The organism is Pseudalkalibacillus sp. R45, assembly GCF_052246725.1.
Lineage (GTDB): Bacteria > Bacillota > Bacilli > Bacillales > Fictibacillaceae > Pseudalkalibacillus.
Map to the genome: position 1 here is coordinate 26,276 of NZ_JBQQCL010000007.1, position 26,270 is coordinate 52,545.

Annotated in this window: 28 protein-coding genes; 25 read left to right on the forward strand and 3 right to left on the reverse strand. The window is 39.7% G+C overall.

All coding sequences use genetic code 11. From position 1 onward, the window contains the following. The first annotated feature begins 4 nt into the window (after positions 1-4). The 5 genes from ACTWQL_RS13285 (at position 5) to mobA (ending at position 5,622) form a co-directional block, all read left to right on the forward strand. Positions 5-2,788, forward strand: a complete 2,784-nt coding sequence (locus ACTWQL_RS13285) for a 1,4-alpha-glucan branching protein domain-containing protein (protein WP_443142922.1) — start codon at positions 5-7, stop codon at positions 2,786-2,788. 1 nt (position 2,789) lies between these two features. Continuing rightward, complete coding sequence (locus ACTWQL_RS13290; protein WP_443142923.1) at positions 2,790-4,004, forward strand: sugar phosphate nucleotidyltransferase; 1,215 nt, start codon at positions 2,790-2,792, stop codon at positions 4,002-4,004. 197 nt (positions 4,005-4,201) lie between these two features. Then, on the forward strand, positions 4,202-4,351 hold the full coding sequence (gene rpmG, locus ACTWQL_RS13295) for a 50S ribosomal protein L33 (RefSeq protein WP_221565576.1): 150 nt from the start codon (positions 4,202-4,204) through the stop codon (positions 4,349-4,351). A 75-nt stretch (positions 4,352-4,426) separates the two neighbouring features. Continuing rightward, entirely contained in the window at positions 4,427-4,999 is a 573-nt protein-coding gene (locus ACTWQL_RS13300; RefSeq protein WP_443142924.1) for a 5-formyltetrahydrofolate cyclo-ligase, read from the forward strand. A 29-nt stretch (positions 5,000-5,028) separates the two neighbouring features. Continuing rightward, positions 5,029-5,622 (forward strand): molybdenum cofactor guanylyltransferase, encoded by a 594-nt coding sequence (gene mobA / locus ACTWQL_RS13305; RefSeq protein ID WP_443142925.1) that lies wholly within the window; start codon positions 5,029-5,031, stop codon positions 5,620-5,622. A 35-nt stretch (positions 5,623-5,657) separates the two neighbouring features. Here mobA and ACTWQL_RS13310 read toward each other — a convergent pair whose 3' ends face one another. Beyond that, complete coding sequence (locus ACTWQL_RS13310) at positions 5,658-5,963, reverse strand: hypothetical protein (protein WP_443142926.1); 306 nt, start codon at positions 5,961-5,963, stop codon at positions 5,658-5,660. Between the two features lie 490 nt (positions 5,964-6,453). On the opposite strand from ACTWQL_RS13310, the gene nhaC reads away from it, so the two are divergent. The 4 genes from nhaC (at position 6,454) to ACTWQL_RS13330 (ending at position 10,025) form a co-directional block, all read left to right on the forward strand. Beyond that, a complete protein-coding gene (gene nhaC, locus ACTWQL_RS13315; protein ID WP_443142927.1) occupies positions 6,454-7,827 on the forward strand; it encodes a Na+/H+ antiporter NhaC in 1,374 nt (457 codons plus the stop codon). A 176-nt stretch (positions 7,828-8,003) separates the two neighbouring features. Continuing rightward, entirely contained in the window at positions 8,004-8,198 is a 195-nt protein-coding gene (locus tag ACTWQL_RS13320) for a hypothetical protein (RefSeq protein WP_443142928.1), read from the forward strand. Positions 8,199-8,609: 411 nt separating this feature from the next. Continuing rightward, positions 8,610-9,710 (forward strand): M24 family metallopeptidase, encoded by a 1,101-nt coding sequence (locus ACTWQL_RS13325; RefSeq protein ID WP_443142929.1) that lies wholly within the window; start codon positions 8,610-8,612, stop codon positions 9,708-9,710. 138 nt (positions 9,711-9,848) lie between these two features. Beyond that, on the forward strand, positions 9,849-10,025 hold the full coding sequence (locus tag ACTWQL_RS13330) for a hypothetical protein (protein ID WP_443142930.1): 177 nt from the start codon (positions 9,849-9,851) through the stop codon (positions 10,023-10,025). A gap of 36 nt (positions 10,026-10,061) precedes the next feature. On the opposite strand, the gene ACTWQL_RS13335 is transcribed toward ACTWQL_RS13330, so the two are convergent. Next, positions 10,062-10,937: a hypothetical protein gene (locus ACTWQL_RS13335; protein ID WP_443142931.1), complete on the reverse strand. Its 876-nt coding sequence runs from the start codon at positions 10,935-10,937 to the stop codon at positions 10,062-10,064. Between the two features lie 93 nt (positions 10,938-11,030). On the opposite strand from ACTWQL_RS13335, the gene ACTWQL_RS13340 reads away from it, so the two are divergent. From ACTWQL_RS13340 to ACTWQL_RS13410, 15 genes are all read left to right on the forward strand, one after another. Beyond that, positions 11,031-12,083 (forward strand): M42 family metallopeptidase, encoded by a 1,053-nt coding sequence (locus ACTWQL_RS13340; RefSeq protein WP_443142932.1) that lies wholly within the window; start codon positions 11,031-11,033, stop codon positions 12,081-12,083. A 246-nt stretch (positions 12,084-12,329) separates the two neighbouring features. After that, positions 12,330-13,790: a spore germination protein gene (locus tag ACTWQL_RS13345; RefSeq protein ID WP_443142933.1), complete on the forward strand. Its 1,461-nt coding sequence runs from the start codon at positions 12,330-12,332 to the stop codon at positions 13,788-13,790. A 252-nt stretch (positions 13,791-14,042) separates the two neighbouring features. Next, complete coding sequence (locus ACTWQL_RS13350; RefSeq protein WP_443142934.1) at positions 14,043-14,222, forward strand: YqgQ family protein; 180 nt, start codon at positions 14,043-14,045, stop codon at positions 14,220-14,222. 15 nt (positions 14,223-14,237) lie between these two features. Next, the gene (locus tag ACTWQL_RS13355; RefSeq protein ID WP_443142935.1) at positions 14,238-15,203 is read left to right on the forward strand and encodes an ROK family glucokinase; all 966 of its coding nucleotides are present in this window, start codon (positions 14,238-14,240) and stop codon (positions 15,201-15,203) included. Positions 15,204-15,686: 483 nt separating this feature from the next. Then, entirely contained in the window at positions 15,687-17,561 is a 1,875-nt protein-coding gene (locus tag ACTWQL_RS13360; protein WP_443142936.1) for an LTA synthase family protein, read from the forward strand. Positions 17,562-17,754: 193 nt separating this feature from the next. Beyond that, positions 17,755-18,945 (forward strand): M14 family metallopeptidase, encoded by a 1,191-nt coding sequence (locus ACTWQL_RS13365; protein ID WP_443142937.1) that lies wholly within the window; start codon positions 17,755-17,757, stop codon positions 18,943-18,945. 157 nt (positions 18,946-19,102) lie between these two features. Continuing rightward, positions 19,103-20,002, forward strand: a complete 900-nt coding sequence (locus tag ACTWQL_RS13370) for a GNAT family N-acetyltransferase (protein ID WP_443142938.1) — start codon at positions 19,103-19,105, stop codon at positions 20,000-20,002. Continuing rightward, on the forward strand, positions 19,999-20,355 hold the full coding sequence (locus tag ACTWQL_RS13375) for an MBL fold metallo-hydrolase (protein WP_443142939.1): 357 nt from the start codon (positions 19,999-20,001) through the stop codon (positions 20,353-20,355). Before ACTWQL_RS13370 ends, ACTWQL_RS13375 begins: the two co-directional genes overlap by 4 nt. A 61-nt stretch (positions 20,356-20,416) precedes the next feature. Then, positions 20,417-20,926, forward strand: a complete 510-nt coding sequence (locus ACTWQL_RS13380; RefSeq protein ID WP_443143117.1) for an MBL fold metallo-hydrolase — start codon at positions 20,417-20,419, stop codon at positions 20,924-20,926. A gap of 47 nt (positions 20,927-20,973) precedes the next feature. Beyond that, on the forward strand, positions 20,974-21,180 hold the full coding sequence (locus ACTWQL_RS13385) for a hypothetical protein (protein WP_443142940.1): 207 nt from the start codon (positions 20,974-20,976) through the stop codon (positions 21,178-21,180). A 39-nt stretch (positions 21,181-21,219) separates the two neighbouring features. Next, complete coding sequence (locus ACTWQL_RS13390; RefSeq protein ID WP_443142941.1) at positions 21,220-21,549, forward strand: HIT family protein; 330 nt, start codon at positions 21,220-21,222, stop codon at positions 21,547-21,549. A 37-nt stretch (positions 21,550-21,586) separates the two neighbouring features. Then, complete coding sequence (locus tag ACTWQL_RS13395; protein ID WP_443143118.1) at positions 21,587-21,985, forward strand: nucleotidyltransferase family protein; 399 nt, start codon at positions 21,587-21,589, stop codon at positions 21,983-21,985. Beyond that, a complete protein-coding gene (locus ACTWQL_RS13400) occupies positions 21,979-22,734 on the forward strand; it encodes a class I SAM-dependent methyltransferase (RefSeq protein ID WP_443142942.1) in 756 nt (251 codons plus the stop codon). Before ACTWQL_RS13395 ends, ACTWQL_RS13400 begins: the two co-directional genes overlap by 7 nt. A gap of 18 nt (positions 22,735-22,752) precedes the next feature. Then, positions 22,753-22,935: an alpha/beta fold hydrolase gene (locus tag ACTWQL_RS13405; protein WP_443142943.1), complete on the forward strand. Its 183-nt coding sequence runs from the start codon at positions 22,753-22,755 to the stop codon at positions 22,933-22,935. Positions 22,936-22,943: 8 nt separating this feature from the next. Continuing rightward, on the forward strand, positions 22,944-23,456 hold the full coding sequence (locus ACTWQL_RS13410) for an alpha/beta fold hydrolase (protein ID WP_443143119.1): 513 nt from the start codon (positions 22,944-22,946) through the stop codon (positions 23,454-23,456). A gap of 56 nt (positions 23,457-23,512) precedes the next feature. Here the strand turns inward: ACTWQL_RS13410 and ACTWQL_RS13415 are convergent, their stop codons facing one another. Further along, on the reverse strand, positions 23,513-25,036 hold the full coding sequence (locus ACTWQL_RS13415) for a glycine betaine uptake BCCT transporter (RefSeq protein WP_443142944.1): 1,524 nt from the start codon (positions 25,034-25,036) through the stop codon (positions 23,513-23,515). 525 nt (positions 25,037-25,561) lie between these two features. On the opposite strand from ACTWQL_RS13415, the gene ACTWQL_RS13420 reads away from it, so the two are divergent. Continuing rightward, a complete protein-coding gene (locus tag ACTWQL_RS13420; protein ID WP_443142945.1) occupies positions 25,562-26,266 on the forward strand; it encodes an ABC transporter ATP-binding protein in 705 nt (234 codons plus the stop codon). Positions 26,267-26,270: the final 4 nt, after the last annotated feature.

Here is a 26,270-nt window from a genome sequence, read left to right on the forward strand (position 1 = left end):
AGACTTGAACAGTTATTTTTCGTTGGTATTACATGCACATTTACCATTCGTTTTACATAGAGAACCGAATCGGATTGAAGAAAGATGGCTTTTTGAAGCCGTATCTGAAAGTTATATCCCTCTCATTTGGGGATTGGATTCATGTTCCCCTGGATTGAAATATACGATCTCCTTGTCACCACCTTTGCTTGAAATGCTGGCAAGCAGTACCTTCCAAGAACGTTATTTAACTCATATCCGCACCACCCAGGAGCTTTTGATAAAAGAAAGGGAACACGCGACAACATTTGAAGAAATCAGAATCGTAGAATTTTATATCTCACGTTTCAAAAAAATCAAGGAGACTTTTCTCGAATGGAATAGTGACCTTATTTCCGCTTTCCGATTTTATATGAAAGAAAACAAAGTAGAATGCATCACCACATCTGCCACACACGCGATCCTTCCGTATATTCAAACTGAACAGGGCCTCCGCTCCCAAATCCGAAATGGATTGAATTGTTTTGAGTATCATTTCGGTTTTAAACCAGATGGCTTCTGGCTGCCGGAATGTGCTTTTTCCCCAGGGATTGATAAGGTGCTGTATGAAGAAGGGGTACGTTATACATTCGTGGACGAGGAGACGATCCGAAAACTCGACCCTGAAACGCAAAGCTCTGGTTCTCCAGTCTTTTCACCACATGGAATCGTATTATTTCCTCGGAGCAGCAGCATTTCCAAAAAAGTATGGGATGCAAATCTTGGGTACCCTGGAGATTATGATTATCGCGAATTTTATCGAGATGTCGCTTATGATCGTGATCTTGAGTATATCGCTCCCTATATCCATCCCGATCGGATACGGATAGACACGGGACTGAAATACCATCGTATTACAGGAGAAACAGACAGTAAGGATTATTATGACAGAGAAAATGCCATGGTTAAGGCAAGGCGTCATTCTGAAGATTTCAACCGGACAGTTTGCGAAGAAATAAACCGACACAAAGGCACACCCTCTTTACTGACGCTGGCAGCGTTTGATGCTGAGCTATTTGGTCATTGGTGGTTTGAAGGTCCGGAATGGCTCGAAATGGTGATGAAAGATGAGAATGCAACTATTCAGTGGATTGCGCCGAAAGAATTCATCTTACGTCATTATAAAGAATTGACAACGCATCATGCATGTTTCTCAACATGGGGGAGGAACGGGTATGGTGAGGTCTGGCTTAATGAATCCAATGCGTGGCTCTATAGACATCTTCATGCAATGGAACATGAACTAATCAAACAAATGACGATTCATAAAGACCCGGACTCTCTAATACGACGAACTTTGAATCAATTGAATCGCGAATGGCTGCTCGCAATGGCTAGCGATTGGGCCTTTATTATGGATCAACAAAGTGCCTCTGAATATGCCATCTCAAGAATGAAAGAACATGTTTCGGCGTTCCATGAAATCGTGGAAAGGTTGAAAGAAAAGCGGTTATCCGAAAGTTTTCTACAAGAAATGGAAGAGCGATTTCCATTTTTTCAGTGGCAACAGGCTCATGGATTTTCCTCTCCACATGATGAGTACATCTTGATGAAATCAGTCTCAAAAAAGGCTGACCATAACCTCAACATTCTGATGTTGTCATGGGAATATCCGCCGATGGTGGTAGGAGGCCTGGCGCGGCATGTCTTTGATTTAGCGAGGACACTTGTCAAACAAGGGCATCAGGTTTGTGTAATCACATGTGGGGTTGAGGGATACCCTGAATATGAGATCAATCAAGGCGTGCATGTCTATCGTGTGAATGGCGCTCAGCCTAACCATGACGACTTTTATCATTGGGCAGGAAGTCTGAATCTGGCAATAGCTAAATTGGGCGTACAATTGGCTTCACAAATTCCCTTTGATTGCATCCATGCTCATGATTGGATTGTCAGTGTTGCCGCGAAAGGATTGAAACAACAACTGGATATTCCGCTTTATACGACAATCCATGCTACAGAACATGGCAGGAATAATGGCATTCATAATGATCAACAAGCTGAAATCCATCATAAAGAATGGGAATTAATGTACGAGTCAGAGCATATTATTGTTTGCAGTGCATATATGAAACAGGAGTTGCGAGCTGTGTTTAGAGTGCCTGATGACAAACTCACAATCATTCCGAACGGTGTGGAAAATAGTTTGATCGAAACGAAATCCCAATTAGAAAATTGGAAAGATAGGTTTGGAGGGGAATCATGCTTTTACATTTTTTCGCTTGGAAGGATGGTGCCGGAAAAAGGCTATCAGAGGATTATAGAAGCAGCTGCATTATTAAAAAATGAATATCCAGAAATCAAATTTATCATTGCTGGGAAAGGACCTATGCTTGAGGAATACCGACGAAGAGTCATCCATGAAAGGTTATCTGATCAAGTCCATCTAGTCGGCTTCGTCACCGATGAGCAGCGGAATCAATATTTACAGGAAGCGGATGCGCTCATTTTTCCGAGTCACTATGAACCTTTTGGAATTGTTGCGCTGGAAGGCATGGCAGCAGGGACACCAGTTATAGTCAGTGACACCGGAGGATTGAGTGAGATCATTCAACATGAAGAAAACGGTCTGAAGGTCTATCCTGGAAATCCTCATAGTATCCATGATCAAATCATCCGTTTATACAACGAGCCGGATCTTGCGCATCGAATTGTCCGTAAAGCTCAGAAGGATATCGTAACGAAGTACAGCTGGGAGGAAATTGCAAAAAATACGGTTGATGTTTTAAGTAATTCCAAAAAGAAACTGATGATGGCAGGAGTGAAGTGAATTGAAGGCAGTCATTATGGCAGGGGGTAAAGGAACCCGTTTACGTCCGTTGACATGCAATTTACCAAAACCGATGGTACCGATCCTCGAAAAACCAGTCATGGAATATACCATCGAGCTTCTTAAGAAATATGGAATTACTGAAATTGCAGTGACTGTTCAATATCTGCCCGAACATATCAAGCAGTATTTTGGAGATGGCAGCCGTTGTGGTGTATCACTCCATTATTTTGAGGAAACCACGCCATTAGGTACAGCAGGAAGCATCAAAAACGCTGAAAGCTTTTTGGATGAGCGATTCATCGTCATAAGCGGTGATGCCTTGACAGATTTCAATCTGCAGGATGGAATCGAGTTTCATAAACAAAAAGAAGCTCTGGTGACGATTTTCATGAAACAGGTTGAAAATCCATTGGAATACGGGGTCATCCTTACTGATGAAAATCAACAGATCATCCGTTTTTTTGAAAAACCTCGTTGGAATGAAGTTTTCAGTGATACTGTCAATACTGGTATTTATGTGCTGGAACCTGTAATTTTCGACTACCTGGCTCCGGGGGTACCAACAGATTTCAGTAAAGAGCTATTTCCATTATTGATGAAAAAAGAAATACCATTATTCGGTTATTCTGCTGACGGTTACTGGTCTGATATTGGGAGTCTAAGACAATACCGAAAAAGCCATAAAGACTTTTTAGATGGGAAGATCAACTTCCCGCTCCCAGGTAAGGAGATACTCCCTGGACTCAGGGTCGGTGAGGATGTACGGATCGACCCTCTAGCATCAATCAATACTCCAGCTTATATCGGAAGCGGAACAACTGTCCGCCAAAATGCGAAAATTTATCCCTATACCGTAATCGGTTCCCATAGTATGATTTCGTCGAGAGCCTCCTTGAAGGATTCAATATTATGGGAGGGCGTATACGTTGGTGTAAATACTGAATTGCGAGGATCAACAATTGCAAACGGAACATTCATTGATGAAGGATCAACCATGTTGGAGCATAGTGTAATAGGAAACCAGGTCCAAATTGGTAAAAGGGTAACGATTAAACCTGAAGTTAAAATATGGCCAAATAATCGTGTTGTCGATCATTCAACAATTGATACTTCCTTAAGAGAGTTGAGTAAAGTCTCGTTAGATAGAATGAGTAAACGAGAAACGATATTACTTTCTGGTACCAAGAGTCCTGTTTATCATAAGGAAATTTGAACAGTAAATAAATGAAGTTACGCCGATTACAGTATCGCATTTGTTACTCCGATTATCTCTTGATTGATTTGAAGAATTTTGATATGATACTAAAGTGTCATTTAGTGTTTGAATTTAAATATGTTAAGCGCTCGGTCGTCTCCTCGATGATCGTTTCATACGCTTGAACATTGAAGATAGTTTGGAGGGAAACGAAAATGCGCGTACAAGTAACATTGGCTTGCACAGAAACTGGTGACCGTAACTACATCACTTCTAAAAACAAACGTACAAACCCAGATCGTATGGAGCTTAAGAAATACAGCCCAAGATTGAAGCGCCACACTCTACATCGTGAAACGAAGTAAAACAGCAGGACCTCATCCTGCTGTTTTTTCTATATTTGCTCTCTTAAATTTAAATGGTTAATTAGGTGATTTGAGATGAATACAGAAAAGAAAGAACTACGGAAATCGACTCAGAAAAAGTTAGCAGGACTCTCAAAATCCTCAAAGCACAGTGATGAAGAAAAAATCAGGAAACAATTATTCGAACTTGATGTTTGGGAGAGATCGGAAACGGTAGGGTTAACCGTTTCAAGGGGAAATGAAATCGATACCTATCCGATCATAGAAAAAGCATGGCAACAAGGGAAAACAGTTGTCGTTCCCAAATGTAATGCTACTGATCACTCGATGGATTTCAGGAAGTTGACGTCATTTGATGAACTTGAGACTGTTTACTTTGGGCTTAAAGAACCGATCGTTACAAAAACGGAAGTCGTCGGACCCAGTGGAATCGATCTATTAGTGGTGCCTGGCCTTTTATATGACCAAGACGGCTATCGAATCGGATTTGGCGGTGGGTATTATGATCGGTATCTCAAGCGTTATACAGGGCAAACCCTCTCACTTTTACATACTGTCCAATTTACTGATAAAGTTCCGAAAGAATCATTTGATCAACCAGTTGATATCCTTGTGCTCCCGGATAGATTAATTGAAACTAGATCTTAGTGGAACAATTGAAGAAAAGGGGAAAGAGGATGAAACCTTCGTATGCCGGAATTGTACTAGCAGGTGGAGAGTCAAGACGATACGGTACACCAAAAGCATTGGAAGAGATTGAGGGGAGACCTTTTTATAAAATTGCATTGGATCTACTTCAGCCCCTTGTGGACCATATCGTTGTGGTCGCCCATCCTTCCCTTCGGTCATCTATTGATGAACAGGAAGGCTTAACAGTGATAACGGATGATCCTGAATTCAGAGGGGAGGGGCCGCTTGCCGGAATTTATTCAGGAATGAATGCTTATGAAGCTGCGTATTATCTAGTACTCGCTTGTGATATGCCATTGATGAAGCAACAGGTCTTTCGCCAATTGATCAGTATCCATTTTTTATTTAAAACCGACTGCTCGATTGTGCCGGATACAAGAAATCGGGTTCAGCCTTTAACAGCGCTATATCCCGCAGCAGTCAAGCCTGTCCTTTTCAACCTGTTGAAAAATGAAAGAAGACGATTGACCGATTTGTTAAACCGTGTAGAATGTGCGTATATTTCGTACAATTCGGATGAAATGGCGAGGTGTTTTCGGAATATAAATACACCTGCGGATTATAAAGAAATGTTTGATTGAACACTTTTTCAGTACACAACTGTAAAAAGTGTTTTTTACATTAGAGAAAGTATAAATACTTTCTTCATTATAAAAAAGCCGATCTTTTCGAAAAGCTCTTTTCTAAAAGAATTTTGCTTTTGAGTCATTTTTAAAAATTCACCTTGTGCAAGTTGATTCGAGAGCAAGGTGCGAGACTCCTCGAAAATGAAAATCGCATTTTCTTCGTGCGATGTAACGCTGCCGAAGATTTCCTTGTCCTGCGGGATCAGCGTGCCTACTACCTGAATAGTAATCTCCTCGCCAAGGCATGCGACGAGGAAGCTCGCTTCGACAGGACTTTCTTGTAGACGCAGGAGCACAAATGCTTCCTTGAAAAGGAGACTCCTGAGGTAGCAAGGCGACGAGTGGGCTCACCGCACGCCCCGCGGAAAGTGAGCATCCTGGAGCGGAAATCAACGACTTTCAAGAGCAACAAAGTTTTCGAAAACAACCTTTCGAAAACAGCGATAGAAAAATTCCTTGACGGGTAGTAGAAAAGGTTTTATAGTAGAAGTACATTCATACTTGAACGCACAAAAGCATAAAAGTGTTGAAGCGAAATCAGTAGTCGGTCTTCTTCAAACATCAGAGACTTAGCGGTTGGTGAAAGCTAAGGAAGGGACAAGAACGAAATTACATTCGTGGAGCTTATAGGTTACATGACCTTTATCAATGAAGAGTTGATGCTGTTGAACACGTCAAGCAGGGTGGTACCGCGATGATTTCGCCCCTGTGGACCGAGTCGGCAGCTTTTTTCTTTGATTAATGGTTACGATAAATATAAGGGCAGAAAAAGGAAGGGACATCCATATGACATCTAAGAATAACGTCATGTTTTCATTCATTTCATTAATTTTACTAGTAGGAATAATATTATACTCGATGCTTATTTTAAAAACAGAACCACATATCCCTTTACTCCTCTCGCTCGTTTCTATTGCGATCCTTGCTAAAGGATTCGGATATAAGTGGGAGCAGATGGAGAAAGGGTTGATAGATGGAATTATTGTTGGTATTAAACCTGTACTCATATTGATGGTGATCGGCATGCTGATCGGAACATGGATGATGAGCGGAACAGTGCCAACGATGTTATTTTACGGCATTGACTTTATTGAACCACACTGGTTCACGATCAGTGCATTGCTTGTTACAATCATCGTTTCCAGCTTTACAGGCAGTTCTTTTACCACCATCGGAACAGTCGGGGTCGCTCTAATGGGGTTATCGGCAAGCTTAGGTGTCCACCCTGGGCTTGCTGCAGGCTCTATTATATGTGGTGCTTGTTTTGGTGATAAAATGTCACCACTCTCTGATACAACGAATTTTGCGCCAGCTGTAGCAGGAGTTGAGTTATTCAATCACATCAAACATTTGATGTGGACGACAATACCAGCACTACTGATAACGATTGTCATATTTCTAAGTATGGGTACCGGCGCAGACGGAGTCGATGGATTGAACTCGATTAAGCAGGTACAGGAAAATTTGACACAATCATTTAATATCAGTGGTTGGACATTACTGTCACCTCTTGTCGTCGTTGTATTAGCGCTTATGCGTTTTCCGACGATTCCAGCGTTGATCGTTGGGGTCATTACAGGAATTCTTACCATACTGTTTGTCCAAGGGGAATCCTCTGGTGCTGAGATTTTTACCATGCTGCAAAATGGGGTTCAAATGGAAACCGGAGGAAAGACTGTTGATGAAATAGTCAATAGGGGTGGAATACAGTCTATGATGTGGTCAGTTTCACTCATTTGGATTGCATTGTCGTTAGGTGGGTTGGTTCGTGCTCTAGGGATACTTGAAACCTTTGTAAGGTTGCTGGAAAACAAAATCAAAAGCCGTGGAAACATCATTGCTACCACTGCTGTTTCCTCAATAGGAGTTAATGTATTTACTGGAGAACAATATTTATCTATATTGATTCCTGGACAATCTTTCAAACCTCATTTCGAGAGACAACAACTAGACTTGAGAAATTTGTCACGTACATTAGAGGATGCAGGAACGCTCGTGAATCCATTGATTCCATGGGGAGTGAGCGGTGCATTTTTCGCATCCACTCTTGGGGTTGATGTAATCAGTTACTTGCCTTATGTATTTTTCCTCTTCCTATCGCCGTTATTTACAATACTGCTTGGTTACACAGGAATCGGTATTGGAAAGAAAACTGTCTGAGGATTGGAATACACGTATTGACGGCTGCCTGGAATGCATATCCAGGCAGCTTTTCTATTGATATTGATCGATTATGAAGCTGATAGGACTCTAAGAGTAATACTTTATATAATCTCTTTCATAAAATCAGATTAAGACATAATGAGTTGGACCTTACTAAAGAGAGGGCTGATTTTATGGAAATTCTTTTCGGTTTTCTGTTGTACATTGTACCGCTTCTTATTGTTTTGTATGTTTTATATAGTTTATCGTTAATTAAATCAAAATTGGACTCGATCATGAAGCACTTTGAAATCAAAGAATTTCCAGAAGAAACTGTTTCTGATGAAGAAATCGAAAAGGTACTTGAAGAGCAAGTGGATAAAGAATGAAGGAGGTATGAGGGAGAAATAAAATTTCATTAATGTTTTAAATCCTGCTGAAAAGTGAACAACCTATTAAAGATGAAAAAGGAGGAATAGACATGAGATTGATCAGCAGCTTGATACGTTTAATCACATTTATTCCGCGTTCACTTTTCAGAGGTTTACTGCCGAGACGCAGACATCGTTTATGATTCATACAATTTGATAGAACGAACTTTTCTAATGAAATAGGACACCCTCTATAAACTTGTATCGAACAATGCATAATTATAGGGGGTGTCTTTTACGTTGAAAAAGGGGTAAAAATCGTACAGAGTTATTGATGAGTTTGCTCCTTTACCAGGTTTTCTTTATTGACTAACAGCCGCTAGAAAGGTATGTTTCCAATAGAATACTATTTAAAGGTTGTGGTCTACAATGGAACAGCGATTAGAACAATTCTCTAAATGGTTGCAAGAAACAGAGCAAACTTTAGCATTTGTTCATTCTTCTGCCAACGTATTTTATCTTTCGAATTTCAACTGTGAACCCCATGAAAGATTGTTAGGGATTTTTATTTTCCCAGATCATGAGCCGTTCCTAGTTTGTCCAGGAATGGAAGTGTCTCAAGCACGGGATGCAGGATGGAATTATGAAATCATTGGTCATGGAGATGCAGATGATCCATGGAAAATGATCCAATCAGCACTAACAGATCGAGGTATCACCAAAGCTGATCATGTCGCGATAGAAAAAGAAACACTCTCTTATGCACGAGCGGAACAAATCATGAACATGTTCCCTTCTGTCTCATTACATAGTGCAGAAGATAAACTTCACCAACTTCGTCTTATAAAAGATGAAAAGGAATTAGCAATCCTGAGAAAAGCAGCTGAGCTGGCTGATTTTGGGGTTGAAACAGGAGTAAACGCATTACGAGAAGGATGCACAGAAATGGAAGTCCTTGCGACGATCGAATATGAATTGAAGAAGAAGGGGATTCGGGAAATGTCCTTCTCTACAATGGTCTTATTCGGTGAAAAATCAGGGCAGCCTCATGGAAATCCAGGCAATCGGAAGCTTAAGAAAGGTGATCTTGTCTTGTTCGACCTTGGTGTCGTGTTAGACGGGTATTGTTCGGACATTACGAGGACAGTTGCATTTCAGGAGGTCAATGATAAACAAAAAGAAATCTACGATATTGTCTTGAAAGCGCAACTCGAAACACTTGAATTGTCAAAACCGGGGATCCGCTTAGGTGATCTGGATAAAAAAGCAAGAGATATTATCACCAATGCAGGTTATGGCGATTTCTTCCCTCATCGGATCGGCCACGGCATCGGAGTTGATGTTCATGAATATCCATCTATGAGTGAAAACAATGACAATCTCTTAAAAGAAGGTATGACATACACAATCGAACCAGGTGTCTATTTACCAGATGTAGGTGGGGTCCGTATTGAAGATGATATTCTTGTTACCTCAGACGGATATGAAACCTTGACCAAATTTCCTAAAGAACTTCAAATCATCAGATAAATGGACAGGAGGCTGATTCAACCAGCTTCCTGTTTTACGTTCTTCTGTGGACAGTCCTGTTTTAAAAAATCATCCTTAAAAATTTTGCATAAATTTGCCTTCGATATCAGATAGTATAGATGAAAGGTGGTTTGGATGATGAGATATGGTTTAGTGAAATGGGTCTTATTGATTCTTGGTGCATTTTTAATGTATCAAAATCGATACAAACTGTTAAATCTGATTATTGGTATGAAACTTTTACGGACGATTGCTATCCGCGGATTTTTAAGACTTCCTGGTATCCGTGATAAAATGGTTCAAGACATGTTTTAAACGAGTTTCTTCTTATTTAATATTCGTTATGAGACCTCAAGGATTGATGTATTGAATAAGCTGTACGTTTTGGCCTGATTTTGTTTCTGTCAACAACATCAAATGTGTCATATCTTTACTGATCAGAATGAGTGGCAAACTGCTGCCGATCGGAGATTCAATTTCGCCATTTGGAGATTTGACACCAAGAAAATAATTCTTATAAATGCCCTCCCATAAACCGCCGATCACTTGGTCGGTTTTTTCTTTTGAAAGACCAGGAAGGGGAAGTTTTGAATAATCATAGAGTTTTGTCAATGGAAGTACATAGTAATTTTCAATGGAAACATTGTAATGACGTATCAAATTATGCCACACCACTTTAAGCTGTTGGTTCGTTGCATGATCTAACATTTTTTTATTGTTGAGATCCTCTTCGTTTTCTGGAGTTTTGAAAGACTCCAACGGTTGGAGAGGGGTATCGATGACATAAAGTTGATCATAACTCATGGTTTGTGCACTTTTTATAATATCATTCGGGTAATGTAATTCTGCATGGTGGAAACTGATCGCCTCGAAATGACCACTATCTTCGTTCGTGACGATTTTATTCTGTTGGAGAGTATCGGTGTTTTCTACCCATTTGGACATCGTATCTTTCAACATCCCATCCTCATATAACAACGATATATCTTGTCTCAAGTACGCCTCTTTCCCGAGGGTTGAATTCACCTTCCACTGGATTTCATATTCATCCTCATCCTTTTCTTCCAGTAAAATGACTTTCGTATCTGCAGATGTGAACGTAACGGAAGGATCAATCGGAAAATAGATAATACTTTCTTTTACTTTGGATGTTTGGTTATTATACATATAGAGGGACGTTGCGGTAACTGTCGCTAATATGAGAAAGATCAAGATTTGTTTTTTCATATCCGTTTAAACCTCCATGGACATCCTATCCATATAAATTATGAACATGTCCGGAAGTTTAGAAGGAAATAGTTTTGAGGGGGAGAAGAAATTATGAATCAGAAAGTTAACACGAAGGAAATCATGGAATTAATCGAAGGTCTTGTATCAATTCCGAGCCCATCTGGAAACACCAACCAAGTCATCACACATGTAGAGGACTATTTCACTAAACTTGGGTTGGAAACAAAACGGAATCATAAGGGTGGTTTGCTCGTTACTTTGCCTGGAGAAAATGATGATCGTCATCGATTTTTGACTGCACACGTCGATACTCTCGGTGCAATGGTCAAAGAAATCAAACCGAATGGAAGATTGAAGCTCTCGATGATTGGTGGATTCAGGTGGAATCATGTTGAAGGTGAGTATTGTCAAATCGAAACAGCCGCTAACAAACGCTTTTCAGGTACGATCCTTATGCATCAAACGTCTGTACACGTGTATAAGGAAGCAGGTGATGCAAAACGTGATGAAAAGAATATCGAAGTTCGTATCGATGAACGTGTCAACTCGGAACATGATGTAAGAGAATTAGGTATTTCAGTAGGTGATTTTGTTTCTTTTGATCCACGTGTCGAAATCACTGACAGTGGCTTCATCAAATCTCGTCATCTGGACGACAAAGCTAGCGTGGCTTTGTTGATGCATGTCATCAAGCTTATTAAAGAAGAGGGGTTCCAGCTTCCGTACACGACCCATTTTTTGATTTCCAACAATGAAGAAATCGGATATGGCGGAAACTCTAATATTCCTGATGCGACAGAAGAATATTTAGCCGTAGACATGGGCGCGATTGGTGACGGTCAGGCTACAGATGAATATACGGTGTCAATTTGTGCGAAAGACTCCAGTGGACCATATCATCTCGGCCTGAGAAAACACCTTGAAGATCTTTCAAAAGAAAACCACATCGAATATCAGATGGACATCTATCCTTACTATGGATCGGATGCTTCAGCAGCCATAAGAGCTGGATTTGATGTGAAACATGGTTTGATCGGACCTGGTATTGATGCATCACATGCCTTTGAACGTACCCACGAAACATCACTGCTACATACAGCAAGGTTGATTTATTATTACCTTAAATCTAATATGAATGCTTGATGAGAAAGAGTACTGACTCCTTAGTTAGTACTCTTTTTTTGTAAATCCCCGCAACGAACAAAATTAAGGATCTTCGACTAACAACTACCACCCCCTGTGCAAGTGAGTAAGGAGGCTTGCGGAAGTAGGTCAAGACATAGAAGTGATGTCCAGCTAAGCAATTTTGCGAAAATCTATAATTCAAACCCTCTCCTTGTATGTAACCAATAAAAATGGTTAATGATGGTAATTGAAAGGATGGGGAAAATGTCTCGACATAAAGAAATACCACAAATCAAAGATTATGATTCGACAATTGCTTATATAAAAGAGGAATTAGGTATCGACAAAAGCTTTGACCAAATCCATCTAGAGCTGGAGTATGCTGGCCGGCGCATGAGCCTTTTTATGATTGATGGGTTTGTTAAAGATGAAATCATGCACTATCTGATGAAATTATTATCAAAGCTTGCCCCAGAGGACCTTGACCCGGATCCTTTAACGAAATTGATGCGTACTCATCTTCCATATATGGAAATAGAAGAACAGGAAGATCTAGAAAAGGCGATTGATTTCTCATTAGGTGGTCCAAGTCTGCTGATTGTTGAAGGGATCGACACCGTAATTGTGATCGACGCTAGAACCTATCCAGTTCGTGGTCCATCAGAGCCTGATTTGGAAAGGGTTGTACGAGGATCACGGGATGGGTTTGTAGAAACGATCATCTTCAATACGTCACTGACAAGAAGACGGGTTCGGGATCGTTCCTTACGAATGGAGTATATGAAAATCGGTAGGCGGTCACAGACGGATATCTGCATCTCATATATAGAGGATATTGCTGATACGAAAATAGTCGAAAAGATTAAAGATTCATTATCAAAGATTGATACAGATGGACTTCCCATGGCTGAAAAGACAATCGAAGAATTCATTTGTGGACGTCACTGGAATCCTTATCCTTTGGTCCGGTATACGGAACGTCCTGATACTGCTGCAGTGCATCTTTATGAAGGCCATATCCTCGTCTTTGTCGATGGATCACCAAGTGTTTTGATTACACCTGCAACCTTCTGGCATCATCTACAGCATATGGAGGAATATCGGCAAAAACCTGTAGTAGGCGCTTATCTTCGTTTTGTACGTTTTTTTGCAGTTTTATTGTCTATCTTTTCTCTTCCTCTCTGGTATTTGTTCGCCATCAGCCCAGAGATGATGCCTGCCCAACTTGCATTCATTGGACCTGACAAAGTAGGGGATGTGCCATTGTTCATCCAACTCATACTGATTGAAATCGGTTTAGATATCATGAGAATGGCGACTGTCCATATTCCATCGTCCTTAGCCACTGCATTGGGACTAGTCGCTGCGATTTTGATCGGACAAGTAGCTGTAGATGTGGGCTTATTCATCAATGAAGTCATTTTGTATATTTCGATTGCAGCAATTGGATCATTCGCGACTCCGACGTATGAATTAAGTTTAGCGAATCGTTTGACCCGATTGATGCTTTTGATTTTGACAGGTATATTCGCTTTGCCTGGTTATGTGATCGGGACGACATTATGGATCATTTTGCTATCAAGGCTTAAATCCTTTCACATTCCGTACCTTTGGCCTTTCATTCCATTTTCATATAAAGGATTCAGGGACGTACTCATCCGTTCACCGATTCCCCTCAAGAATAGAAGACCAATCGTTTTACATCCAAAAGACCCTGACCGTTAGAGGAGCGACTAAGCTTCTCTATTTTTTATACTGAAGAAAGTATAAAATACTTTCTTCAGTATAAGCGCAACTATGGATCGCCTGTACCAAAGGCTTGGCTTTGCCAAGTTTTCTTTATTATGCTGTAGATTTTCAAGCTTTGACCCGCTTTTTAAATTGAATAATAATGATATAATACGGTTGGGTGAAAACATAGGATTGCTATGAAGTGAACAGATTATCCAGGGAAGTGAGCAGATAATGAGGACAATCTTGGATGTACAACAACTTTTAAAGCGCTTCGGTACTTTTATTTATACAGGGAACCGGAAGGCGGATTTAGACCTTTATCAGTTTGAAATACAAGAATTACACCAAAATGGAATGATCAGTAACGAAGAATATCGTAATGCGATTCTAATCATAAAAAGTGAACACAATAAATTGAATTAAAGGATGATACATATTATGGACAAACTTTCGATAGGAATCGACCTTGGTGGAACGACCATTAAAATGGCCATTGTAGATCCAAAGGGGAATTTTGTAGAGAAATGGGAGATCCCAACTGATACAAGTAACAACGGTAGGAATATATCCCAAGACATTGCAGATTCACTGAAGATGAAGATGGAAGATTTAAGTTTGGAATTAAAAGATCTGATGGGCATCGGAATCGGCGCACCTGGGTTTATCAATATGGAAAACGGTTTTGTCTATCACGCAGTGAATGTTGGATGGGAAAACTATCCTCTTAAGGATGACTTGGAATCGAAGACAGGCTTGACGGTTGTTGTCGATAATGATGCAAATATTGCTGCTCTTGGCGAGATGTGGAAAGGTGCAGGGAAACAGGCATCCGATCTAATTTGTATCACTTTAGGGACTGGCATTGGTGGAGGAATCATTTCAAACGGCACCATTCTTCACGGTACGAACGGGATGGCTGGAGAAATCGGCCACATTACCTCGATTGTGGATGGTGGGGCTCCTTGCAACTGTGGCAAAACAGGCTGTCTTGAAACAATCGCTTCGGCAACGGGCATTTCTAGGATTGCAATGGAAGGCCTTGATCAACACCCAACAAGTGTACTTAATAAAACACTTGATAAGGGGATGGAGGTATCAGCTGAGGAAGTATTTAATGCTGCCAGTGAAGGTGATGAATGGGCGATAGAAGTAATTGATGTCATCACCCATCACCTTGGACTGGCGATCGCAAACATGGCAAATGTAATTAATCCCTCGAGAATCGTCATTGGCGGGGGTGTTTCACGAGCAGGTGATCTATTGATGATTCCTTTGAAAAAGTCATTTAACAAGTATGCACTTCCGAGAGTACAGGAGGGTGCTGATTTTGCAATTGCAAGTTTAGGTAATGACGCTGGGGTTATCGGTTCTGCCCGACTTCTGTCTTTAAGAAACCAGAATTAGCATCAATATCCCCTAAACTCGAATAGAAAAACGAATACTATACCAATTCCGAAAAGGGTCATCTGTGACTCTTTTTTTTCATATAATGGCTTGTCCGGATAAATAGAGGGCATTAACAATAGTAAAAAAGTCATGATTCAAAACCCTTTTAGTGCAATATAACCAGAGGTTGTACATAAAAATATGAACAAAGTGTGAAGTTACTGTAAATTCCTTATTTAAGTAAAACTTTTTTCTTATTTGCTCGTCTATAGGTTTAGCGGTATTTTAGACAGGGGATAGTAACTTAACGTGAGCTTAATACAATTTACAAATTCTTGAAAAAGGTTAAATTACACTTGAAAAATGAACAAAAAGGGAGTATTATAACAATCATGTGAAAAACGAGTGAAGATAAAACATGTTAGAAAACAATAATAATTACGAGAATGATAACTAAACAAAATTATGATAAGTTCATCTTGTCAAGGAGGTAACTGTACGATGCTGAAAAACACCCTATCAAAATATCAGATTATCATCATCACAGGTGTTTTACTCTGGTTGAAATCGTATCTGGTTTATAAAATTTCGTTTGATCTAAAAATAGAAAACACAGTACAAGAAATTATTCTCTTGATCAACCCATTAAGTTCAGTGGTATTCATTATGGCTTTCGCCTTATTCTTTTCTGGCAAAGCTCGAAATATCGCTATATTGATCTTGAATTTAATTGCGTCATTCATTTTATTTGCCAACATGGTATATTACCGGTTCTTTAATGACTTCATTACAATACCGGTATTGTTCCAAACCAGCAATATGGGTGACCTGGGCAGTAGTATCACATCATTAATTTATCCATATGACCTTTTATTATTCGCGGATATCATTATTCTTGCTGTATATATGAAAATGCGCAAGATTGAGGCACCCAAAATGTCGTCTAAAAAAATCGGTCTCGTTTTCGCATCGAGTTTGATCATTTTCATCGTAAACGTGGGTATTGCTGAAACAGAACGTCCACAATTGTTGACTCGTTCTTTCGACCGTGAAATGTTGATCAAAAATATCGGTGCATATAACTACCATGCATATGATGCTATCATCCAATCCAAGGCAAAAGCACAACGTGCCCTGGCTGACGGAAGTGAAATTGCTGATATTGAGAACTATGTTAAAGCTGATTATAAAAGCCCGGATCCAGAAATGTTCGGAGCTGCAAAAGGTAAAAATGTCGTTGTCATTACTCTTGAGTCAATGCAGAATTTTGTAATTGATAACAAGATGGAAGGAAAAGAAATCACGCCTTTCCTAAATGAATTGAAGAAAGATGAAGACACATACTATTTCCCTAACTTCTATCATCAGACAGGGCAAGGGAAAACGTCCGATTCTGAGTTCTTACTAGACAACTCGATGTATCCTTTACCAAGTGGAGCGGTATTCTTCACTCATTCACAAAATGAATATCAGGCTACCCCAGAATTGTTGAATGAGGAAGGATATCATACAGCGAACTTCCATGCGAACAACAAAAGTTTCTGGAACCGTGATATCATGTACAATTCGCTTGGATATGATGAGTTCTACTCAGCATCGAAATACGATATAAAACCTGAAGAATCAGTTGGTTGGGGAATGAAAGATGAGTTCTTCTTCCAGCAATCAGTCGATCATATGAAAGAATTACCTGAACCTTATTACACGAAGTTCATCACACTGACAAACCACTTCCCATTCACGTTAGAACAGGAAGATGAATTCATTCCTGAGTGGACGTCAAACGATGGAACTGTAAACCGTTATTTCACAACAGTCCGCTATACTGATGAAGCTGTTAAGATGTTCTTCGATAGCTTGAAAAATGAAGGTATGTATGAAGATACTGTATTCGTCCTATACGGAGACCATTACGGTATATCAGAAAACCATAACAAAGCGATGGGAGAGTATCTTGGAAAAGAAATAACACCATTTGAATCGACACAATTGCAACGTGTGCCAATGTATATCCACATCCCTGGGGATGGTAATGGTAAAGAGATGGATACTGTTGGTGGTCAGGTCGACCTTAGACCGACAATCATGCACTTGCTCGGAAAAGATACGAAAAACACAATCCAATTTGGATCAGACTTGTTCTCTAAAGAACGTCAAGACTTTACAGTATTACGTGATGGAAGCTTCATCACAAAAGATCACGTATACACCGATAACACATGTTATGATAAAGAAACTGGTGAAAAGGTAGAGAAAACAAAGTGTGAACCATATATGGAAAAAGCGAAAAAAGAGCTCGATTATTCTGATCGCATCATCTATGGTGACTTGCTGCGTTTCTTTGATCCAAAGACAGGAACAATTAAAGAAGAATAGATGCTGATAAACCGTGTCAACTAATGTTGGCACGGTTTTATATTACTTTACGGCTTTTGAGCTATACCACGGTTTTTAAACTGTGGTAATTTTTATTGAGGCGATGCTTGGGACAAAAAGAACATAAATGATTCATAACTGAGGATTGGTGCCATATATATGGTGGGAGAATGGTTAAATGGAGGGAAACGAAATGAAGGTGAGAATACGAAAAGGAGATACATTTTGGTATCTTGCCAAATTGTTCAATGTGCCTCTCCGGCTTGTCCTCGATTCAAACCGTGCAACCGATCCTTCAAGTTTACAAGTCGGAACAGAAGTTGTAATACCAGCATATAAGACGGAAAAATATACGATTCAAAAAGGAGACACCTTTTACAAGATTGTCCAGAGGAGGAAATTGGCGCTAGATGCTCTCACTATCATGAATCCTAATACATCTCCAAGTAACCTTCAAATTGGACAAATCATCACAGTTCCTGTAAGAGTAGTTACACCTTACGTAAATCCGAAAATGAATTATGATTGGCCAACCATGATGAAAAATCTGTATTCGTTAAGAGCGGTATATCCATTTATAAAAGTGAAATCTATCGGGAGATCTGTGTTGGGTAAATCTATTCCTGAGATTCAAATTGGGAATGGGGAGAAGAAAATTCACATGAATGGGGCTTTTCATGCCCAGGAATGGATCACAACAGCAGTGATAATGAATTTTCTGAATGACTACCTTCTAGCTTTGACAAACCAATGGACAATCCGAGGTTTGAAAATGTCCCCTTTTTATGATGGGGTTACTTTGTCAATTGTTCCGATGGTTAATCCGGACGGTGTCGATCTAGTATTGAACGGTCCCCCTGATAGTGAATATTATCGGGATTTCGTTTTAGAGCTTAATAATGGGAAAACAGATTTTTCAGGATGGAAAGCGAATATAAGGGGGATAGATTTGAATAATCAGTTCCCTGCAAAATGGGAAGTTGAAAAACCACGGAAACCACAAGCGCCTGCATCAAGAGACTACCCAGGAGACAAACCATTAAGCGAACCTGAAGCAATCGCTATGGCTGAATTGACACGTAAGGAGGATTTCGATCGTGTTGTCGCTTTCCATACACAAGGAGAAGAAATTTATTGGGGGTATGAGGGATTAGAACCGTCTTATGCAGAAACGATCGTCAATGAATTTGAACGGGTCAGTGGTTATAAACCTGTCCGGTATATCGACAGTCATGCAGGTTATAAAGACTGGTACATCCAAGAATGGCAAAGGCCTGGATATACAGTTGAATTAGGGGAAGGTGTCAATCCATTACCATTATCCCAATATGATGAAATTTATCAAGAAACTTTAGGAATCATGCTCGCAAGTTTATATATGTAATCCAGTAAGGACTGTCCAACCATTGAATTACTCGACTCAGTGGGCGCAGTCCTTTTATATTTGAACTCCTGGTGCCTGCGAGATTGCAATATGTTTTTAAAAATTTTTATGGAAAAACATGTTAAAATCATTATGAAGAAGTGAGGGGGTGGATTTCTTGATTCATGTAAGAAAAGCGGTTGAAAACAATCTTGAAATGATTTCTGCATTCATCACTGATAGGAATAGATTCAAAGAACACCATATTGGTTATTGTGGACAAGATGTTGCTGAAATCAAATATTCTCTGAAGCATGATTTTGATGACATTCCTTTTGAAGAAAGCTTTGTTGTGGCGAGTATAGGACAAGAAATTGTAGGTATTTTAGGAATGGATATTGATTTACAAGAAAAGCATGGTGAGGTGTGGGGTCCTTTTGTAAAGGTGCAAAAGGAAAAATGGAAAGCAGTCGCAGAGAACATGTGGAACTACCTGATGATACAGGCTGGGAAATATGTTACCATGATCAGTCATTTTTGCAACATAGAAAATGAATTGAATTTTGCTTTCGCTGAAAGTCTTGGATTTAAGAAACAAGGTGAACATACAATTCTAAGGATTTCACCTGATCAGCTTAGGGAAGAACTCGGAACCACACCTGTTACAGAAATGAACAAGGATTATATAGATGACATGGTAAAGTTACATGACAGTTGTTTTCCTAACGCGTATACGGATGGAAAACAAATTATAGGGAGTTTGAATGCAAACAAAAAGGTATTCATTTGCGCAAAAAAGAACATTTTAAAGGGTTACATATTTGTTAAGACACACCCTGAATTTAAGGAAGGTTCAATTGAATTTTTTGCAGTTTGTAAAGAATACAGAAAAAATGGGATTGGAAGGAGTTTATTACTCCATGCTTTGAAATGGATGTTTACAAACGCAAGGATGGAACATATACAATTATGTGTAAACAGTGAGAGTAAAGGAGCTATAAATCTTTACAGATCCATAGGCTTTGACGCTGAGGATCAACTATACCACTTAGATAAAGACCAAGGGGGATCAGAATGAAAATCGAGTTAGAAAACAAACATTTTACACTACAAAAAATTAAAGATGGGGTTTTTGCAGCACTGGCAAAACAAGGCGGAGGTGCAGTTGCAAATGCTGGTATCATTGATTTAGGTGATCAAACAATTATCTTTGATACCTTCAACACCCAACAGGCAGCAGAAGAGTTAAAGACAGCAGCTCAAGATCTCACACTTAGCCCCATCACTTGTGTTATCAATAGTCATTGGCATGGTGACCATATACGTGGAAACCAAGTATTCGAAGGAATAAAAATAATTTCCAGCGAAAGTACATATTCAAAAATGAAGGAACTACACCCTAATAGGATTAAAAAAAAAGAACGATTTTGATGGACTTTCAGATTATATTGGTTCTTTAGAATCCCAGTTAACACAATCAAAGGATGAAAGACTGAAAACACAGGTCAATTTTCTTAAAGAACTTAAATCTTCTTTACTTACTTTAAACCTCGTCCTACCCGATCATACTTTCAAAAAGGAAAACAATTTTTCCGGGTCTCGAAGGCATGCAAAGCTATTTACATACGGCGGCGGTCATTCGTATTGTGATGCAGTTTTATATTTGCCTAAAGAAAAAGTCGTTTTTATGGGAGATTTATTGTTTGTGGATACACATCCCACATTCTTTGAAGAATCGAAACCCAATAGCTGGATGTCAATTCTTAATGAAATCAATAAATTAGATATTGAAGTTGCTGTACCAGGACATGGGGCGATTGGGACGAAGAGGGAGTTGGGAAAAGTTACTGAATATATTCAACAACTTCTAAATATTGCAGAAAACACTTTAGATATTGAACGGATGACGATTCCTCCTGCCTATCAAAAATGGACTTCATCGGGGATTTTTCATAAGAATCTTAAGTTAATAAAAGGAAGGGATCATCCAGTGATTAACTGAAACGTTTCCTTACATAAAACGTAATGAAAGGAGGAGGGTGATACACAATGGACGATATTTGGATCCTTTTGATTGTCATTTCCTTATTCGCTTTACCGATATTATGGGGGATGATCCGATCAAACTTCAATACGAACAAGTTCTACGGAGATGAATTGAATAAAAAGAAATTCAAACGAAAGCCAGAAGACGAAGCCTATGAAAAATCATCTTCATCTTCGCTTGGACAGAATAATAATCAGAACAACCCATAATAGTAGGAAGCCATTTATCAAGAAGGAGACTGAAACTAGATGACACAGGATTTTTATTGTGATGAAGTATTAAGTGGGAAAACCGATGTGAAGAAAGTTTATGAGACCGAGAATGTATTAGCCTATTACCATACGCGACCGACCTACCAAATGCATATTGTGTGCATACCTAAAAAGCATATTCTGTCGTTGACCGCTTTGGAAGAAAGGGACACAAAAATATTTACAGAATTGATGAATGGTGTTAAAGCGGTTGCATCTTCAGTTGAACAAGAATTTGGTGCATGCAGGGTAATCACCAATCTTGGGGACTATCAGGATTCGAAACATCTGCATTGGCATATCGTTTCAGGAGAGCGGATTAAATAAGAGCTGATGCTGATGTTATTACTTCGATCCAACAAAGATTGATGAAGGCTTTGAAAAGGAAACAGAGAATAAACTAAGACGACTGATTCCTGAAATTCCATGGTCTGTTAAAAATGAAGCAAGAATGCGCCTGGTTAATCATATTCGGCCTTATTCATCATCTTTAGACGCCATTTCCAAATTTCTTGAAACAGCAACATCATTAGGTCTTAAAGTAAATGAAGTCGACCAGGTGGAATTAGCGGCACCTTGTGGGATTGAAGATGTCCTGAACCTTGAGGTCAAGCCCACACATTACTTTAACGATACAAGAGAACTTGCATCGAATTATGCTAACCGCATCATAGAAAAAAATGGAAAACGATATGGAATCAAATCACGATCATACATATCTAAAGGATCCTTACTGGTATATAAAGGGGGAGTACAATGTTAAGTTACTATAGTAAATTATCTTCAGAAGTATATGATATCGATAAACCAGTTGGATTTTCTTTCGGCGATATCGAATTTTATATGGAAAGGTTGTCTTCGAGTACAGGTCCTATCCTAGAGCCTGCAACTGGTACAGGTCGTATTCTGATCCCGCTTCTGGAAGAAGGATTTCAAGTTGATGGATTTGACACATCAAAGGATATGTTGAATATTTGCCGGGTAAATTGTGAGAAAAGAAAGCTATCTCCATACCTATTTCAAGCGGATATGGAATCTTTCTCACTCGACAAAAAGTATGACGCCATCATTATTCCCACAGGGACATTCCTTTTAATGCATGATAGGGCTCAATCCATCAAAGCTCTTAAAAATTTCTACAAACATCTTAATCATGGGGGGAAATTGATTCTTGATACATTCCTACAGACGGATATTTCACTAGGAAAAATCTCCACCAGGACATGGGAATGTGATAATGGAGATGTAATAACATTGGAAGATAAGATTGTAAAAGTGGATTACATCAATCAATATACGATTTCATATGGACGTTACGAAAAATGGAGAAAAGGAACGTTGCTGCAAACGGAACTTGAGCCATTCAAGCTAAGATGGTATGGAATTGAGGAATTGCGTATGCTTCTTGAGCAGGTTGGATTCTCTGATATCATCATTTCCGCCGAATATGAATATGGGGTATATCCAATAATACCGAATCAGACTATTACGTACGAAGCGATAAAGATATAATAAAAAAGGGGAGAACAAATGAGATTACATACAGTAGTGGCTGGTGAAGGAGAACCAATTGTTTTTCTTCATACGGGTCTACAAACCGGTTTGACGGATTTTGCAGCACACCTGGAATTCTTTAAAAACAATAACCAAGTTATCCTTCCTGATATGAGAGGACATGGAAATCCTATACAAAAGATGTCTCAAACTTCCTAGAAGATTCTATCGAGGACTTAAAGGATACATTAGACCATTTAGGTGTTGAACAACCACATCTTGTCGGTTGTTCACTAGGGGGATTCGTCGCGTTGGCATTTGCAAAGAAATATAAAGTGCGAACTTTGACGATCTCAGGAATCATATCCGACAAACCGAACAACTGGGCTGAAGAATTACACGCAGGAGATGTAGCACATCAAAAAGCACTGCTAAATGATCCTCAAGCAGTTGCCTATTTTGATAATCTTCATCAATCCAATTGGAAACAATTCATACATATGGCTGAAAATGAAGATTGGTATCCATTTGAGTTGACAAGAGATATTTCTGATATACATATACCTATTTTAGTCATGGTTGGGGAGGGAAATGCAAATGAAGTATCAACAGCATCGAAGTATCAACAAATGAATCCAAACGTCCATGTCAGCGTCATTCCTTTTGCCTCCCATCTTGTCCATGCACAGAAAACAGAAATGTACACTCAAATTCTTGATGAATTTTTAAGCAGTACATAATAGAAAACCGGCGTGCACACTGCTGTAATCTCAGCATGGGCACGCCGGTTATTTTATCATGGTCGCCTAAGTGACTTTTTCAATTTCTTTAGCTTGAGTTGTTCTACTTCTGCTTTGTCTTTCCTAATCGCTTTAAAGAATGCGTATATCATAAGCAACATGATCAATGAAAATGGGAATGCTGCTGAAATCAATGCGTTTTGCAAGGCTTGTAGACCTCCTGTATACAGGAGCACCGCGGCGATTCCTGATTGAGCGATCCCCCATACAAATTTCACCTTTTTAGAAGGGTTCAAGGCACCGTTCGTTGTTTGCATTCCTAAAACAAAAGTTGCAGAGTCAGCCGATGTGATGAAGAAGGTACCAATCAATAACATCGCGAGTACCGACAAAATGACCCCGAAAGAAAACTGGTCGAATACACCGAACAAGACTTGTTCGTCTGGTAGCGATGCAATATCTGCCCCATTTTTCTGAGTATCGATTGCAGTCATCCCAAAGGCAGAAAACCATAAGAAACTAACAAGTGAAGGGACAAGTAAAACCCCGGATAAAAACTCGCGGATTGAACGTCCTCGAGACACACGAGCGATGAAAATCCCTACAAACGGAGACCAGGCAATCCACCATGCCCAGAAGAAGACGGTCCAATCCATGACCCATTGTTGTTCTTCGCCGTTTTCTGGTGAGAGCCTGAAGCTTTCTGTGGCAATTGTCTGAAGATAAGTCCCCATCGTATTCGTAAATGTATTCAAAATATAGAGCGTTGGTCCGATTATCAAAATGACGATGAATAACAGGATGGCCAGCCCCATATTAAGATTACTTAAGTATTTGATCCCTCTGCTTAGGCCGGTATAAGCTGAAATCATGAACAGCACCGTCACGACTATGATAATAACCAACTGGATCCAAAATTCTTGTTCAAGGCCAAGCAGGTAAGTAAGTCCCCCGTTAATTTGAGCTGCCCCGAATCCTAAAGTGGTTGCGACACCAACAATTGTGGCGAAAACTGCAATGACATCAATCGCTGTCCCCAGTCCGCCTTTCATCTTATCGCCAAAAATAGGCTCAAGTGTAGCACTGATCAATCCCGGTTTTCCATGACGGAATTTGAAATAAGCAAGTATAAGGGCAACTATCGCATAAATCCCCCATGCGTGCACTCCATAATGGAAAAACGAAATCCTCATAGCATCCTGAATGGCTGCTGCTGTACCAGGCTCCGCTGTCGGAGGAGTTTTCATATAATGCGAAATGGGTGCAGCTGCCCCATAAAACACAAGTCCTATTCCCATACCAGCACTGAAAAGCATGGCAAACCAGGTTGCATAACTATAATCAGGCTTCTCGTTAGGTTTGCCTAACTTAATTTTACCGTATGGACTAAAGATCATATATAAACAAAAGATAACGAATAATGAAACGATCAATAAATAATACCAACCAAAATGAACCGAAATATACGTTTGAATCGCCCCTGTAATTTTTTCCAAATTTTTAGGCGCAAACGAACCCCAAATGGACGCGAATAGTGTGATGGCTAATGTAATCCAAAATACTGATGTAACTTTCTTCATGAATTTCTCCTTCCTTTGTCTTGTTTGTTTTTTATAAGGCTCTTTTCTAAAAGATTGTTGCTTTTGAGTTTTTTAAAAACTCACCTTGTGCAAGTTGATTGGAGAGCAAGGTGCGAGACTCCTGCGGGACGGCGGGACAGGTGAGACCATTCAATGTCGCAAGGCGACTAGTGGGCTCACGGCACGCCCCGCGGAAAGCGAGCATCCTGGAGCGGAAATCAACGACTTTCAAGTGCAACAAAGGTTGCGAAAACAGCCTTTAAAAAAGTAGCCGGAATTACTCAGTATATAAGACTTATACCCACTAGTCCAATAAACTATGTGGTATTTTCATATAAACTTAAAAAGATTGTCACATTTCGTCGATTTTTTAAGTAGTTTGTGTTGAATCCGCAAGAACTATCCTTGAGAGTATGATTCAGGGCTTTTCTTATCTTTTGATTCCACTGAGTTTTTTGTTTACATTTAAAGAAACAGTTTCAGGTAAAGACTATGAGAGATTAAAGAAAATGGAGTCGAAGGCATATGGATAGGAACCAGGAGATCATAAGGTGTGAAGGAGTATCAACCGACCATTTGAAAGATGTTTCATTCGAACTAGAAATGCAACAAATTACAACAGTGGTTGGACCATCCGGTGCAGGAAAAAGCAGTTTATTACTCTTATTGAACCGATTAGAAGAACCGACTTCAGGTGACATATATTACAAAGGGCAGAACATTAAAGCATTACCGGTGACCAAGTTACGCTGTGAGGTCGGAATGGTCTTCCAGTCTGCCTATCTTTTTGATGGGACCACAGAAGAGAATATTCAATATGGACCTAAACTGCAAGGGAATCTACACGATTGTGATGTTGACCGATTGCTTGATTTGGTTGACCTACCACGGTCATTCAAGTCTCGTCACGTCGCCTCATTATCTGGTGGAGAACAGCAGCGAGTCGCTATTGCAAGGACTTTTGCCAATAAACCATCCGTCTTACTGCTTGATGAAGCGACCAGCGCGTTGGACATCAAAACAGCCGATCATATCGAAGAACTCTTATTCCGGTTGCGCGCTGAAAAAGGGATTACGATCATGATGGTTACCCACAACCTAAAGCAGGCAGAAAGAATGGGAGAACAGACCTTATATATTGAGGATGGACGACTTGTAGAAAAAGGCTTTACCTCTGAAATGTTCGAACATCCTGAAACACAACAATTCGAGCAGTTTTTAAAGGAGTAGGGTA